Source organism: Paracoccus litorisediminis, from assembly GCF_009711205.1.
GTDB classification, from domain to species: Bacteria; Pseudomonadota; Alphaproteobacteria; order Rhodobacterales; family Rhodobacteraceae; genus Paracoccus; species Paracoccus litorisediminis.
The window spans coordinates 48911-64290 of sequence record NZ_WMIG01000008.1 but is presented as its reverse complement, the minus strand read 5'-3'; the positions used below and the strand labels follow the sequence as shown (position 1 = coordinate 64290).

General features: G+C 64.8%; 7 protein-coding genes. 6 read left to right on the top strand and 1 reads right to left on the bottom strand.

Going from position 1 to position 15380, the window contains the following annotated elements; all coding sequences use genetic code 11:
• The first annotated feature begins 30 nt into the window (after positions 1-30).
• The 5 genes from GL300_RS14780 to GL300_RS14760 all read left to right on the top strand — a co-directional run bounded on the left by GL300_RS14780 (position 31) and on the right by GL300_RS14760 (position 12603).
• Positions 31-1239 (top strand): extracellular solute-binding protein, encoded by a 1209-nt coding sequence (locus GL300_RS14780; RefSeq protein ID WP_155040426.1) that lies wholly within the window; start codon positions 31-33, stop codon positions 1237-1239.
• 53 nt (positions 1240-1292) lie between these two features.
• Positions 1293-2414 (top strand): ABC transporter ATP-binding protein, encoded by a 1122-nt coding sequence (locus GL300_RS14775; RefSeq protein ID WP_155040425.1) that lies wholly within the window; start codon positions 1293-1295, stop codon positions 2412-2414.
• Positions 2415-2432: 18 nt separating this feature from the next.
• Positions 2433-3182, top strand: coding sequence for a glucosamine-6-phosphate deaminase (gene nagB / locus GL300_RS14770; protein ID WP_155040424.1), 750 nt, complete (start codon positions 2433-2435; stop codon positions 3180-3182).
• A gap of 127 nt (positions 3183-3309) precedes the next feature.
• The gene (locus GL300_RS14765) at positions 3310-11643 is read left to right on the top strand and encodes a glycoside hydrolase family 94 protein (RefSeq protein ID WP_155040423.1); all 8334 of its coding nucleotides are present in this window, start codon (positions 3310-3312) and stop codon (positions 11641-11643) included.
• Between the two features lie 51 nt (positions 11644-11694).
• Entirely contained in the window at positions 11695-12603 is a 909-nt protein-coding gene (locus GL300_RS14760; protein WP_155040422.1) for a nucleoside hydrolase, read from the top strand.
• On the opposite strand, the gene GL300_RS14755 is transcribed toward GL300_RS14760, so the two are convergent.
• Entirely contained in the window at positions 12600-13601 is a 1002-nt protein-coding gene (locus GL300_RS14755) for a MarR family transcriptional regulator (RefSeq protein WP_155040421.1), read from the bottom strand. The genes GL300_RS14760 and GL300_RS14755 overlap by 4 nt on opposite strands.
• 120 nt (positions 13602-13721) lie before the next feature.
• Between GL300_RS14755 and GL300_RS14750 the strand changes: the two genes are divergently transcribed.
• The gene (locus tag GL300_RS14750) at positions 13722-15356 is read left to right on the top strand and encodes an OpgD/OpgG family glucan biosynthesis protein (RefSeq protein WP_246195196.1); all 1635 of its coding nucleotides are present in this window, start codon (positions 13722-13724) and stop codon (positions 15354-15356) included.
• The last annotated feature ends 24 nt before the right edge of the window (positions 15357-15380 follow it).

Here is a 15380-nt window from a genome sequence, read left to right as displayed (position 1 = left end):
TACGGTCGCATATAAACAGGGAGTCAAAAATTGAATATCCGTTCCATCATTCTGGCCAGCACGGCGGTTTTCGCCCTGTCGAGCGCCGCCAATGCCGCGACCGAGCTTTACCTGATCAACTGCGGCGCCGATAACGAACCGCAGGCTCCGGTCCAGCAGACCCATATCGACGAATGGGTCAAGGCCAACCCCGATTACACCGTCCGCGTCGAGTTCCTGCCCTGGGAGCAATGTCAGGAAAAAACCCTGACGCTGGCCGCCGCAGGCACCCCGCCCGCCGCCGCCTATATGGGCTCGCGCGTGCTGAAACAGCTTTCCGCCGCCGATCAGATCCTGCCGATCACCCTGACCGAGGACGAGCTGAAGACCTATGAACCCTCGGTGATCTCGACCGTGCAGTTCGACGGTCAGGTCTGGGGTCTTCCGCGCGCCTTCTCGACCAAGGCGCTGTATTGGAACAAGGACCTGTTCAAGGAAGCGGGTCTGGACATGCCGAACGGCCCGACGACCTTCGACGAGATGCTGACCGCCGCCAAGGCGATCAAGGAAAAGACCAAGGCCGCTGGTTTCGGCATGCCCGCCGCCGACATGGACAACACCTTCCACGAATTCCTGAACTTCCTGTATTCCAACGGCGGTCAGGTCGTGGATGCGGATGGCAAGGTCGCCTTCGACAGCAAGAACAACGTCGAGACGCTGAAATTCTACCAGGAACTGGCGAAATATTCGCAGGAAGGCCCCGTCGCCTATGATCGCGGCAAGATCGAGCCGCTGTTCAAGGAAGGTCAGGTCGCGATGTATACCTCGGGCGCCTGGGGTCGTGGCAAGGCCGAGGGCGTGAATTTCGGCGTGGCGCTGATCCCGGCCGGTCCCTCGGGCAAGCATTCGACGCTGCTGATCACCGACAGCCTTGTCGTCTTCAAGGGCACCAAGGTCGAGGAAGCGACCCAGAACCTGATCAAGTTCCTGACCGCGCCCGAGCGTCAGTCGGCCTTTGACGAGGCTGGCGGCTGGACCCCGATCCGCGCCGGTGCGGGTGCCGATGCGCTGGTCGCCAAGGACCCGAACTGGAAGCCCTTCATCGACGCCGTCCCGACCGGTGGCCCCGAGCCGCTGATGCAGGACTATATCGCCATGCAGGACGCCGCGATCGAGGGCATTCAGGCGCTGATCTCGGATGAGGAAACCCCCGAGGAAGCCGCGAAATCGATCAATGACGGCCTGTCCGCGCTGAACTGATTAACCTACCGGGGGCGGCGCACCCGCCCCCCTTTCCCTTGCAGGAGCAGCCGATGGGCGATCTGAAACTGACCGGCGTGACCAAGGATTTCGGGACCGCACGCGTCATCCACCCGACCGACCTGCAGATCCGCGACGGTGAGTTCACCGTTTTCGTCGGACCCTCGGGCTGCGGCAAATCTACCATGCTGCGCATGATCGCGGGGCTGGAGGACATCACCTCGGGCACGCTGGAAATCGACGGCAAAAAGGTCAATGACCTGCCGCCATCCAAGCGCGGCATTGCCATGGTCTTCCAAAGCTACGCGCTATACCCGCATCTCAATGTCTTTGAAAATATTGCCTTTCCCTTGCGCGTCGATCGCCGCCCCGAGGCCGAGGTCCGCCAGAAGGTCGGCGCCGCCGCCGAGGTGCTGAAGCTGACCGAACGCTTGCAACACAAGCCCGGAGAGCTATCCGGCGGCCAGCGCCAGCGCGTCGCCATCGGCCGCGCCATCGTGCGCGAGCCTTCGGTGTTCCTGTTCGACGAACCGCTTTCCAACCTTGATGCGGCTTTGCGGGGCGAAATGCGGGTGGAACTTTCGCGTCTTCACGCAAAGCTGGCGAATACGATGATCTACGTCACCCATGACCAGATCGAGGCCATGACCATGGCCGACCGCATCGTTGTCCTGAACGCGGGCCGGGTCGAACAGGTCGGCAGCCCGTTGGAGTTGTTCCACCGCCCGGTCAACCGCTTTGTCGCTGGTTTCATCGGCAATCCGAACATGAACTTTCTGCCCGCTACCGGGCTTGGGACCACGCCCGAAGGCGTCGCGTTGCAGATCCAGAACGGGCCTCGGGTCACGATCCCGGTCGAGGGCAACGTCGCCAATGGTGCAGCGCTCAACCTTGGTATCCGTCCCGACGATCTGCGCCCCGATCCCGATGGCCTGCCATGCCGGGTAGATGTCGTCGAAAGGCTGGGCAACAGCACGGTACTGTATTGCGTGGCCCCCGGCGGCGGCCAGATCTGCATGGTCACCGATGGCAGCACCCGTGCCACGCCCGGTGAGGCGATCGGTCTGGGCTTCGATCCCAAGGCCGCGCATCTGTTCATCGAAAACGGGCGCGCCCTGCCCCGTCGCCATGTGCCGGTCGATCTGGACCGCATCCCGACCGCGCGCACGGCCTGAACTGCCATGAGGTTGCGCATGCTGAAACTGAAACTGCTGCCCCAGACCGAGGACGCGATTGACGCGGCAGCGCAGGTGATCGTCGATCTGGTGGCCGCTCAGCCCGACGCCGTGCTGGGACTGGCGACAGGCGGCACGATGGAGCCGCTTTACGCCCGTCTGGTCGCCGCCCATCGCGACGGGTTCAGCTTCGCGCGGGTCAGGACGGTCAATCTGGACGAATATGTCGGCCTCGATCCGCGCCATCCGAATTCCTATCACAGCTACATGGCCCGTCACTTCTTTGACCATGTCGATGTCGCCCCCGAGAACATCTTCATCCCGCGCGGAGAGATCGACCCCCAGTGCGCGGCGGCGGAATATTCGGCGCTGCTGGATCGGCTGGGGCCGGTGGACCTGCAATTGCTGGGGATCGGTGCCAACGGTCATATCGGCTTCAATGAACCGGGCACCCCGCTTGATGCCCCCACCCGCGTGGTCGAACTGCTGGCCGATACGATCAGCGCCAATGCGCGCTTCTTTGCCACGGGGGAAAGCGTCCCTTCTCATGCGGTGACGATGGGAACAGCGGCCATCCTCTCGGCGCGGCAGGTGGTGGCATTGGCGACCGGTGGGGCCAAGGCCGAGGCATTGGCCGCAGCGCTGGACGGGCCGGTCAGCGCGGATTGCCCGGCCTCGTACCTGCGGCTGCATCCGTCCTGCACGCTGATTGCCGACCGCGCGGCAGGCGCGCTTTTGCACGAACTTCCTGCAACCAGCGCCGCCTGATCTGCCACGGAAAACGGCAATCGCGCCGAAAGGCCGAAGGAACAGCTCCAACTTACCGTGATTTCGGGGAACCCCCGACCGCAAACCTGCCTTCTGACTGTGGGAGCGGATTGCGGAGGGCGGCGTGATGAATGCTGAGGGAAGCGATTTCATCCCCGAGGATGACGGCGTCCCCTTTTCCGCCGCGTCCTCGGGTTTCGAGGCCGCCGGGAGATCGGTCCTTGAGCATGGCCAGATCCAGACCTCGGGCTTTGATCCGCGCGCGGCGCGGTTCGAGATCTCGCAGACCGAACGCGAACAGCGCCAGTTCTATCAGGCCGCGCTGAAGGCCGACGCGGAAAGCGAACACATCACCACCGCGACGCGCTGGCTTCTGGACAATTACCACACCATTGCCGAGACCTTCCGTCACCTGCATCGCGATCTCAGCCCCGGCTTCCTGCGTTCCCTGCCGCGCGGACGCTATGCGGGGGCCGAGACCATCCCGCGCGTCCTTGCCTTGGCATGGGATTACGTCGCGCTGACCGATGGCGACCTGCGCGAGCGCAGCTTTTCCGACTTCATCTCGGGTGCGCAGCAGGTCGACTGGCTGACCATCGGGGAATTGTGGTCGCTGCCCTCGATGCTGCGCTATGTCCTGCTGCTGCGGATGCTGCGGCTGAGCGAGGAAACCGAAACTGCCCGTCAGGGTCGGCGCGAGGCCAATGCCGCCATCGACCGGCTGATGGCGAAAAACGAGCCCGGCCTTGAGGATTTCGATCAATCCGTATCGAGAGAGGCGCTGCAGAACCCGGCCTTTGTCGCGCAGGTCATCTACCGCCTGCATGCCCGGCTGGAGCGCAGCCATAGGCTGACCGAACATCTGTCAGCGCGGCTGGAATTGCACAGCACCACGGTCGAGCAAGCCCTGATCGCCGAACAGACGCGCCAGACCGCAAACAACGTGACCGCGGGCCATGTCATTCGCGCGCTGAAACGTCTGGAGGAAATCAACTGGCGCGAATGGTTCGAGGCAACCAGCCGGACCGAGGCGATCCTGCGCGAAGACCCCGACCATCTGCGCCTTGCTCCCCGCACCCGCAACCTGATCCGCAACCGGGTCGAGATGATCGCCCGCCATTCCCGGCTGTCCGAACCCGAGGTGGCCGAACGCGCCCTGGCGGCCGCGGGGCATCGCAATGTGCCCGTTTCGACCATCATGCTCAGCGACGAGGCCCAAGGCTTTGAGGCCGAATGCGGCTATCGCCCGATCTGGCGCGAAAAGCTGACCCAGTTCCTGCGTCGGCATGGCATTGTCAGTCTGATTGTCCCCTTGACGGTGCTTGTCGGGCTGGCGCTGATCAGCAGCCTTGCCTATGTCCCCGAACGTACCGGTTGGCTGCTGGCAACCTGCCTGTTGCTGCTGTCGCTGCCCGCCTTCGTCGAGGCCTCATTGGCGCTGCTGCGCTTTGTCGCAAGTCGCCTGATCCCGCCAGCCCAGCTTCCCGCCTATGGCTATGAGGACGGCATTCCCGCCGAAGACGCGACGCTGGTCGTCATCCCCTGCCTGCTGACCGGGCTGGATACGATCGACGATGTGGTGAACAATCTTGAGGTCCATTACCTTGCCAATACCGATCCGGCGATCAGCTTTGCCCTGCTGACCGACTTCACCGACGCCCCGGATGAGACGACCGAACGCGACGCCGAGCTTCTGGCCTATGCCCGGAACGGGATCGAGGCGCTGTCGGGCAAATATGCCCATACCGGCCACCGCTTCTATCTGCTGCACCGTCGCCGCCAGTGGAATGCCCTGGAAGGCAAATGGATGGGATGGGAGCGGAAACGCGGCAAGCTGGTCGAGCTGAACGCGCTGCTGCGCGGCAGCAATGACACCAGTTTCGTCGATACCGGTTCACGCCCCCGAAACCATATCCGCTATGTCGTGACGCTGGACGCCGATACCCGCATGCCGCGCGAAACGGTGCGGACGCTGGTCGGCATGATGGCCCATCCGGTCAATCGTCCCTATTACGATCCCAGCTTGCGCCGGATCACCCGCGGCCACGGGCTGATCCAGCCGCGGGTCACGGCGCTGCTGGCGCATGGGCGGCAGACCTCGCCGTTTCAACGCATCCTGTCGCAGGATGGCGGGCTGGACCCCTATGTCTTCACCGTCTCGGACCTTTATCAGGACCTGTTCGATCAGGGGACCTATACCGGCAAGGGCATCTATGACGTCGATGCCTTTGCCGCTGCGGCGCAGGACGGGGTCCGCGCCAACAGCGTCCTTAGCCATGACCTGATCGAAGGCGCATGGCTGCGCGCGGCCCTGGCGACGGATGTGCATTTCATCGAGGAATATCCCCGCCGCTTTGACGTCGACCTGTCACGCCAGCATCGCTGGGCACGTGGCGACTGGCAATTGCTGCCCTATCTGCTGGACCTGCGAAATGGGCTGGATGCGCTGGCGCGGTTCCGCATGGTCGACAACCTGCGCCGCAGCCTGCTGCCGATCTGCCTGATGCTGGCCGGATTGCTGGCGCTGGTCGGGTTGCCACGCCATGACGCGGTGATCTGGCTGGCGCTGCTGGGGATCTCGATGTGTCTGGCCCAGCTGCTGGGCTGGTTGATGGGCTTGATGCCGCGCCAGTCGGGCGTCGCGCCGCTGCGCCACCTGATGGTGATCGGAAGCGAGCTGACCGACCAGCTGATGGCCTTCATGATGCGGTTGACGCTGTTGCCTCAGATGGCATGGAGCATGGCCGACGCGGCCCTTCGCACCATCTATCGCCTGCGCGTGTCGCGGCAGCAATTGCTGGAATGGACAACCACCGAGGCCGTGGCCACCAAGGGGCCGGAAACGCCTCTGGGCTATCTGCAGCTCATGCAGGGCGGCGTCGTGCTGGCGCTTGGCTTTACGCTGCTGGTCGCGATGCTGCGGCCCGAAAACATCGGCCCCACGCTGTTCTTTACCCTGCTCTGGCTGGGGGCACCGCTGATCGCATGGGTCAGCGCCCGCCCGATCAAGAATGAGGGCGCGCAGCCCCTGCATCCGCAGGACATTCTGGCATGGCGGGCCGAGGCGCGGCTGATCTGGCGCTTTTTCGAAACCTTTGTCGACGAACGCACCCACCACCTGCCGCCCGACAATTACCAGATCGACCCCGCCCCGAAACTGGCCGAGCGCACCTCTCCGACCAATATCGGCCTGTATCTGCTGTCGACCGTCACCGCGCGCGAGTTCAACTGGATCACGCTGAACGAAACCCTGACCCGGATCGAGGCCACGCTGACCAGTATCGAGGCGATGGAACGCGAACGCGGCCATCTGTTCAACTGGTACGCGACCGACACGCTGCAACCGATCGGGGTGCGCTACATCTCGGCCGTGGATAGCGGCAACCTTGCCGGGCACCTGATCACGCTGTCATCGACGCTGCGCGAATGGGCGCGCAACCCCTCGCTTTACCTGCTGCCCGACCTGTCGGGCGCGGTGGACATCCTGACCATCATGCGCCGCCTGCATGCCGCGATCCCCAGTGAACGCCGCGGCCTGAACCCGCTGCGCAGCCGGATCGAGGAGCGTATCGAAGGGCTGTGGCGCAGCATGTCCAGCGGCATCCTGCCGCATCTGGCCCCGCTGCATGTCCAGACCTATGCCCGCGCCAGTTCCGATCTGCAGATGCTGATTCAGGGCCTTCTGGCCGAAATTCCCACGGCACAGCTGCGCGAGCTGGACTGGTGGGCGAACCGGCTGGTCACCACCTGCGACGAGATGGAGGCCCTTGGCCGGATCGAGCCCTCGTTGGTGCAGGTGTCGTCGCTGCGGATGCAGGCCTTGGCCGAACGTGCCCGCGCGATCGCCTTTGAGATGGATTTCAGCTTTCTCTACGACTCCGAACGCCACCTGCTGTCGATCGGCTACAATTGCAACGAAGGCACGCTGGACCATGCCTATTACGACCTGATGGCATCCGAGGCGCGGCTGGCCTCATTGTTCGGGATCGCCAAGGGCGACCTGCCGACCGAACACTGGAACCGGCTGGGCCGTCCGATGACCGTCATGCCCTATGGCAGCACCTTGGTCAGCTGGTCCGGTTCGATGTTCGAATACATGATGGCGCCTCTGGTCATGGATGAGCCGCCGGGCTCGATCCTTTTTTCCTCATGCGAAGTTGCTGTCGAGGCGCAGATCCGCGACGGCGCGCGGAACGGACGGCCTTGGGGCGTATCGGAAAGCGCCTATAGCGCCCGCGACGGCATGATGAACTACCAGTATTACGCCTTTGGCGTGCCGGAACTGGCGCTGCGCCGCTGGCTGCGTGATGATCAGGTCGTGGCCCCCTATGCCAGCTTCATCGCCGCGGGCCTGCGCCCCAGCAGCGCCCTGAAGAACCTGCAACGTCTGGCAAAGCTGGGCGCACGCGGCGAGTTCGGGTTCTACGACGCAGTGGATTTCACCCCCTCGCGTCTGCCCGAGGGGCGCAGATCGGTCGTGGTCTGCAATATCATGGCGCATCATCAGGGCATGAGCCTGCTTTCGATCGCCAATTGCCTGATGGACGGCATCCACCGCGACCGCTTCCATGCCGATCCGGTGATCGAAAGTGTCTCGACCCTGCTGCAGCAAAAGGCCCCGCGCGAGGTTTCGCCGCTGCTGCGCATCCAGCCCACGCGCAAGGCCGGCCAGACCAGCGACGAGGGCCATACCGAGATTGTCGAGGTCAAGGATGCCCGCGCCGCGCCCCATACCGTGGCGATCATGTCGAACGGGCGGCAATCGCTTCTGCTGGATGCCAGCGGTGCGGGGCGGTCACGGCTGGGTGCGACAGCGGTAACGCGCTGGCGGCCCGACCCGGCATCGGACCATTGGGGCGAGTTCCTGTTCCTGCGCGACACCGCCAGCGGGCGCTGGTGGTCGGCCACGGCAGCCCCCGGCTTTGATCCCCAGATCAGCTATTCGGCGCGGCTTTTCGACTACAAGGCCAATTTCACCGCCACCGGAAACGGCATCTTCTGCGAGACCGAGATCATCCTGTCCGACGATCTTGACGCGCGCGGCACCCGCGTCAAGCTGCGCAACTTCTCGGACCATCCGCGCCAGATCGAGCTGACCAGCTTTGGCGAGATCGTTCTGGACGACAATGCTGCCGACCGCGCCCATACCGCTTTCTCGCGCATGTTCGTCGCGACCGAGGCCCAGCCCGACCGCGCCCGTATCTTTGCCCGCAGGAACAAGCGCAACCCGCATGACCCCGACCGCCACCTGCTGCATCTGACCGGAGGCGCGGGGATCGTGGTCGGGGCGGCCACCGACCGGCGCAGCTTCGTCGGCCGCGGGCACACCATCCGCGAACCGGTCGGGCTGGTCGATCCCTCGCAACTGGCCGCCGCGCCTGTGGGGGAAAGCTATACGCTGGACCCGGTGTTTTCCCTGACAAGACAGCTGACGCTGGCACCGGGCAAAGAGGCCGTCGCCACCTTCTGGACCGTATTCGCCACCTCGCGCGAGATGCTTGAGGACGCGCACAACCTGCTGTCGGACGAAACCGCATTCGACAACGAACATCAGATGGCGTGGACGCGCAGTCAGGTGCAACTGCATCATGCCGACATCACCCCCGAAGAGGCCGCTTTGTTCCGGCGCTATGCGGCCCTGCTGGTCTATCCCAACCAGATGCTGAACCCCCACCAGATCCGCCACGCCATGGGGCGGCAATCGGCGCTGTGGCCGATGTCGGTATCGGGCGACAATCCGATCATGGTGCTGCGCATCAATGATCCCGATCTGATGCGGGTCGCGCATCAGGCGATCCGCATGCAGGAATACCTGCGCATGCGGGGTCTGGATTGCGATCTGGTGATCCTGAACGAACAGCGCGCCAGCTATGCGGCCAGCATGAATGATGCGCTGAACAACCTGTGCCACAGCATGCATCTGCTGCACTCGCGCCCCTCGGTCTTTGCCGTCGATGCCAATACCATCCCGACCGAAACGCTGGAAACCCTGCTGGCCGTATCGCGCGTGGTCATCCATGCGCAGAACGGCTCGCTGGCGGAACAGATCGGGCGGGTGCCCACGGCAGAGTTGCAGCGCGGCATCGTGCGCCCTCCGCCCCGACCCCTGCAGCGTCCGACCCAGACCCATGATTTCCCGGCCGAGGAGCTGCGTTTCTGGAACGGCACCGGCGGTTTCGATGCCGCGGGCAATTACGTCACCCGCCTGCGCCATGGCCAAGCCACGCCGAACCCGTGGATCAACGTCATCGCGCGCAGCGATTTCGGCTTTCACATCTCGGCCGAGGGGGCGGGTTTTTCATGGTCGGTGAATTCCCGCGATCATCAGCTGACGCCATGGTCCAACGATCCGGTCAGCAATCCGACCGGAGAAGGGCTGCTGATCCGCGATGTCGGTACCGGGGCGGTCCATACGCCCTATGCGGCACTGTCCAGCCAGCGCGCGGCGCTTTACCAGTGCCGACACGGCGCGGGGTTTTCCGAATTCACCGCCTGGTCGGGCGAACTGGAACTGCGGGCGACCCACAGCATGCTGCCCGACGCGTGCCTGCGTGTCATCGGGCTGACCCTCATCAACCGATCCGAACGCCGCCTGACGCTGGATGTGGCGCAATTCCTTGACCCGGTGATGGGGGGATCGCGCGCCAAGGCCGCGCCCTATCTGCAACCGCGCTATCTGCCCAAAGAGCAGGCCATCGAATGCGTGAACCCCTACTCCATCGACTATGCCGGACAGCGCATGGTGCTGTCGGTCGACCGCGAGGTTACGGGCATGTGCCTGTCCCGCCTGATCTGGCAGGGTCGCAACCGCGACACCTGCCTGCCTGCATGGTTCGATTCCACGCTGGGGCATCGTTTTGTCCACCGCCATGACGGCGATCCGGTGATGATGCTGGAAACCCGGCTTGAGATCGAGCCGGGGGCCAGCACGGAAATCACCTTCCGCCTTGCCGCAGACAAGATCGGCGATCATGCGCCCGCTACCGTGCCCCCGGTCAGCGCCGCGGAAGCCGTCGCCGCACAGGCACAGGACTGGCAAAAGGTCTTTGGCCAGCTTCAGGTCGAAACGCCCGATCCTGCGTTCGATCTGATGGTGAACCGCTGGCTGCCCTATCAGGCCATCGCCTGCCGGATCAGGGCGCGGACGGCGTTTTATCAGGCATCCGGGGCCTACGGGTTCCGGGACCAGTTGCAGGATACCTCGGCCATGCTGATCTATGATCCCGGCCTTGCCCGCGCGCAGCTGATCGAGGCGGCCTCGCGCCAGTTCCCGGAAGGGGATGTCCAGCATTGGTGGCTGCCGGGCAGCGGCGCGGGTGTGCGCACGATGATCGCCGATGACGTGGTCTGGTTAGGGCATTGCCTGAGCCGCTACCTTGAGGTGACCGGCGACGAATCCATCCTCGATCTGGACCTGCCCTTCATTCAGGGCCGCGTCCTTGCCCCCGGTGAACATGACGCCTTCCTGACGCCCGAGACCCTCAATCGCAGCGCCTCGCTTTACGAACATGCGGCGCTGGCGCTGGATCTGGCGGTACAGCGCACGGGCGAACAGGGGCTACCGCTGTTTCTGGGCGGCGACTGGAACGACGGCATGAACCGTGTCGGCGAAGGCGGTCTTGGCCAATCAGTGTGGCTGGGCTGGTTCCTGTCGCAGACACTGGACATGATGGCCCCGATCGCCGAGGCACGCGGCGAATGGGAACGGGCCAGCGGCTGGCGGGCGCATCGCGCCGCGCTGTCCCATTCGCTCGACCGCAACGCATGGGACGGTGGGTGGTATCTGCGCGGCATCTATGACGATGGCACGCCCCTGGGCTCGGCCCGGTCCGAGGAATGCCGCATCGATTCCATCGCGCAAAGCTGGTCGGTGATTTCGGGTGCCGGCCGCGAGGATCGCCGCCCGATCGCGGTGGACGCGGCCTTGGCGCAGCTTCTGGACCCTGAAGGCATGCTGCTGCGGCTGTTCACCCCGCCCTTTGCCCATACGCCGCAGGACCCCGGCTATATCAAGGGCTATCCGCCCGGCGTGCGCGAGAATGGCGGCCAATATACCCATGCCGCGATCTGGATGGTGCAAGCCCTGTGCATCGCAGGCCGCGCCGACGATGCGTGGCGGGTGTTTCACATGCTGAATCCGATCAGCCATGCCAGCGATGCCGAAACCCTGCGCCTCTACCGGGCCGAGCCCTATGTCGTCGCCGCTGATGTCTATGGCGCGGATGAAAAGACCGGGCGGGCGGGCTGGACATGGTATACTGGTTCGGCCGGTTGGCTGCACCGGGTCGCGGTCGAGCATATCCTTGGCCTGCGTATCCGTGGCGGAACCGAGCTGCAGGCCAGCCCTGCCTTGCCCTCGCATTGGCCGGGCTATCGTGCGCGGATCATGGTCGCGGGCACGCTGCGCGAGGTCACGGTCAGCCGCGACGCCGACGGCCAGCCTCGCGTCGAGATCCGTTGAACCCGTAATCTCCACGGGCTAAACCGGCGCTTCACCAGCAGGGATGACCCGATGAAACTTCTGATCGACACCGACCCCGGCATCGACGACGCCATGGCGATCATCTTTGCCGCCCGCCATCCGGGGATCGAGCTGGTCGGCCTGACCACGGTTTTCGGCAATGTCCCGGTGGAAACCGCAACCCGCAATGCACTGGCGCTGGTCGAGCATTGCGATCTGAACGTCCCGGTGGCGCAGGGCGCGGCGCAACCGCTGGTCCTGCCGCCCTTCGACTTTCCCGCCCATATCCACGGCGCCGAGGGTTTTGGCCATCTGCCGCCCACAGCCCCGACCCTGCAGGCGGTCACGGAATCCGCCGCCGCGTTCATGACCCGGCTGGCGCGTGAAAATCCCGGTCAGATCACACTTTGCCCGATCGGTCCGATCACCAACGTCGCCGAGGCAATCCGGCTGGACCCGGATTTCGCCCGCAACATCGCCCGCATCGTCGTCATGGGCGGCGCATTGGACACGCCGGGCAATATCACCCCCTATGCCGAGGCCAACACCTTCCACGACCCCCATGCGCTTGAGATCGTGCTGAACTCGGGGGCCGAGATCCTGATGATCGGGCTGGATGTGACCATGCAGGTCACGCTGGAGGCTAAGGATTTCCGCGCGCTGGCCGAGGCCGCGCCGCATGATGGCGGGCTGCTGGACGGGATGGCGGGTCTGTATCTGGATTTCTACCGCTCGGTCGGCAAAGAGGGCTGTGCACTGCATGACCCGATGGCCGTGATCGCCTGCCTGCATCCCGAATGGTTCACGGTCGAGCGCACCGCTCTTGCCTGCGTGACCGAAGGCGAGCAGCTTGGCCAGACCCTGCGCGCTGCGGGCGACAGCCGCACCGAGGTCGCGCTGGATTGCCGCGACTATACCATCCGCTCACTGTTTCTGGACGTGATCCGCGACGCGGCCTAGCCGCCTGCGGCCCAAAGGCGATAGCGCCGCGCGCCGGTAATCTCTCGGACAAGGCCCATGGCATGCATCCGCGCCAGCAGCCGTTCGGCGGTATCGCGGCTGATGCCGGTCGAAGTCTCGACCATGGCCGTCGTCATCAGCGGATGGGCGGCAAGAACATCGATCACCCGCGCCGGGTTGTCGCCCTTGATCGGGGCGGTGGCGTCGCGTGCGCGCACGGCCCAGTCAAGGATCCGCCTGAGTTCGCGGCGTGCCTCGGTCGTGCCTTGCAGGACGGCTTCCAGATGGCGGCGCATCCGCTCGACCGGGGGGCCGCCATCGACCCAGACCCGGCGACCACCGCGCCCGAGTGGGACGAACTTCAGCACCTCGCAACCCTCGGCCATGTCGCGCCCGGTCCAGCAGGCGGGCTCGGTCAGGCATTCGGGGGCGGAAAGTTCGGCAATGCGCCACGCCGCGCGCAGACCCGGCGCGCGGGCAACAGGTTCGACCTCGGCCATCGCCGCGTGACCCGCCAGATATTCCGCCGCGCCTTCGTCGAATGCGGTGCCGACCGGACGCTGGGCCAATGGCTCGGCCAGGGCCGAGCCTTCCTGCCGGTGCAGCCCCAGAAACCCGCGCAGGTCCGGCAGCGCTCCCTGCCCCTCAAGGCGGCGCAGGCCCCAGCGCGCCAGACGCATCGCGTCCAGATCGGTCCCGGCACGGGCATCCATCAGCTCGCGCCCGATTTCCTCGCGCTGCAGGGGCGTGCCCTGCGCCCATAGCATCGATTCGACCTCGATCAGGGCCAGACGGCGGATCGCGCCCTTGCACGCGTCGGGGGACATCTCGGCCAGCATCGCGTCCAGCCGTCCGGTCGCGGCGGCGGCGCGCGCCAACAGGCCGGACTGGTCACGCTGCGCGGCCAGCCAATCCTCGGGACGCAGGATCGGGGCGGCGGGACCATCGCCGGAGTCGGAATCAACAAAATAGGCGGGCGTCGGAATCGGATCGTTCATGGCGGCCAGCCTAGTGGATTTCCCGAATCCATCAATGATTTCGATGACTCAACATAAAGATGGCGCGAGAAGCCCTGACACGGCAATATGCGCCGCGTTACGCTGAACGGAGTTTCGACCTTGCGAATTCGCAGACCCGCCCTGACCTGCGCTGCGGCCCTTGGCCTGCTGCTGTGCCAACCCCTGCTTCCTGTCGCGGGCGGAACGGTTCTGGCCGATGAACCCTCATTCAGCGCCGAATTGGGCCAGTCGCAGCCCTTCGATTTTGCCTCGCTGACCCAGCGCGCCAAGGATATGGCTGCCAGCCCCTATCAGCCGCCAGTGGTCGCCCAGCCCGACGTGCTGGAAAAAATCGACTATGACGCCCATTGGAGGATCCGCTTCCGGCCCGAGACCACCGTCAAGGTCGGCGATGTGCCGCTGCAGTTCTTCCATCTGGGGACCTATTTCCGCAATCCGGTCAAGATCGGCATCGTCGAGAACGGCAAATCGCGCGAGATCACCTATGATCCCCGCTTCTTCGACATTCCCGCCGACAGCCCGGCCAAGGCGCTGACCCAAGGCACCGGCTTTGCCGGTTTCCGTCTGATGAACCGTGACATGCAGACGGACTGGATCAGCTTCCTTGGCGCGTCCTATTTCCGCACCTCGGGACCAAGCGGTCAGTACGGGATGTCGGCGCGCGGCCTTGCGATCAATTCCGGCATGTCCGAGCCCGAGGAGTTCCCGATCTTCAAGGAATTCTACCTTGAGAAGCCGAAATCCGGCGACGCCGATGTGACCATCTACGCATTGCTCGACAGCCCCTCGGTCGCGGGCGCCTATCGCATGGACATCACCAATGGCGCGCCGGGCGAAGGCCAGAAGATGGAGATCTCGTCCCGGCTGTTCTTCCGCAATGCCGTCGAGCGGCTGGGGATCGGCCCGCTGACCTCGATGTTCTGGTATTCGGAAACCAACCGCGTTCTGGCCTTTGACTGGCGCCCCGAGGTGCATGACGCCGACGGGCTGATGATGGTCATGGGCAATGGCGAAGTGGTCTGGCGGCCGCTGATGAACCCGCCCCGCGTCGTCACCTCAAGTTTCATGACCGAGAACCCCAAGGGCTTTGGCCTGCTGCAGCGCGACCGCCGCTTCGAGAATTACGAGGATGACGGCGTCTTCTATGACAAGCGCGCCTCGGTCTGGATCGAGCCCAAGGGCGATTGGGGCAAGGGTCAGGTCCAGCTGGTCGAGATCCCCACCGATGATGAGATCTACGATAACGTCGTCACCTTCTGGAACCCGGCCGAAAAGCCGCAGGCCGGACAGGAGATGGATTTCGACTACAACCTGACCTGGAAAGAGGACGCGCCCGTCAGCCAGCCGCTGGCCCGGACCGTCTCGACCCGGATTGGCGCGGGGGGCATCCCCGGCCATCCCCGTCCCAAGGGCCATCTGAAAGTCGCGATCGACTTCGAGGGCGGCAATATCGGTGAACTGGGCCAGCGGGATGGGGTCTCGCCGATGGTTTCGGTCCCTGAGGGTGTGACCATCGTGCAATCCTATGCCCTGCCAGTGGTCGGCACCAAGCGCTGGCGGCTGATCTTCGACATCGCCGCCGAGGGGGTCGATACCGCCGATATCCGCGCCTATCTGGCGCGCGACGGCCAACCCCTGACCGAGACGTGGCTGGGTCAGGTCCATCCGGCCCAATTCGACCGCATTCGCCCGGATGCAGGCGTGGTCGAAGCCACCGCGCCCACCGCGAACTGAGGCACGCGGACCGGAACCGCAGCG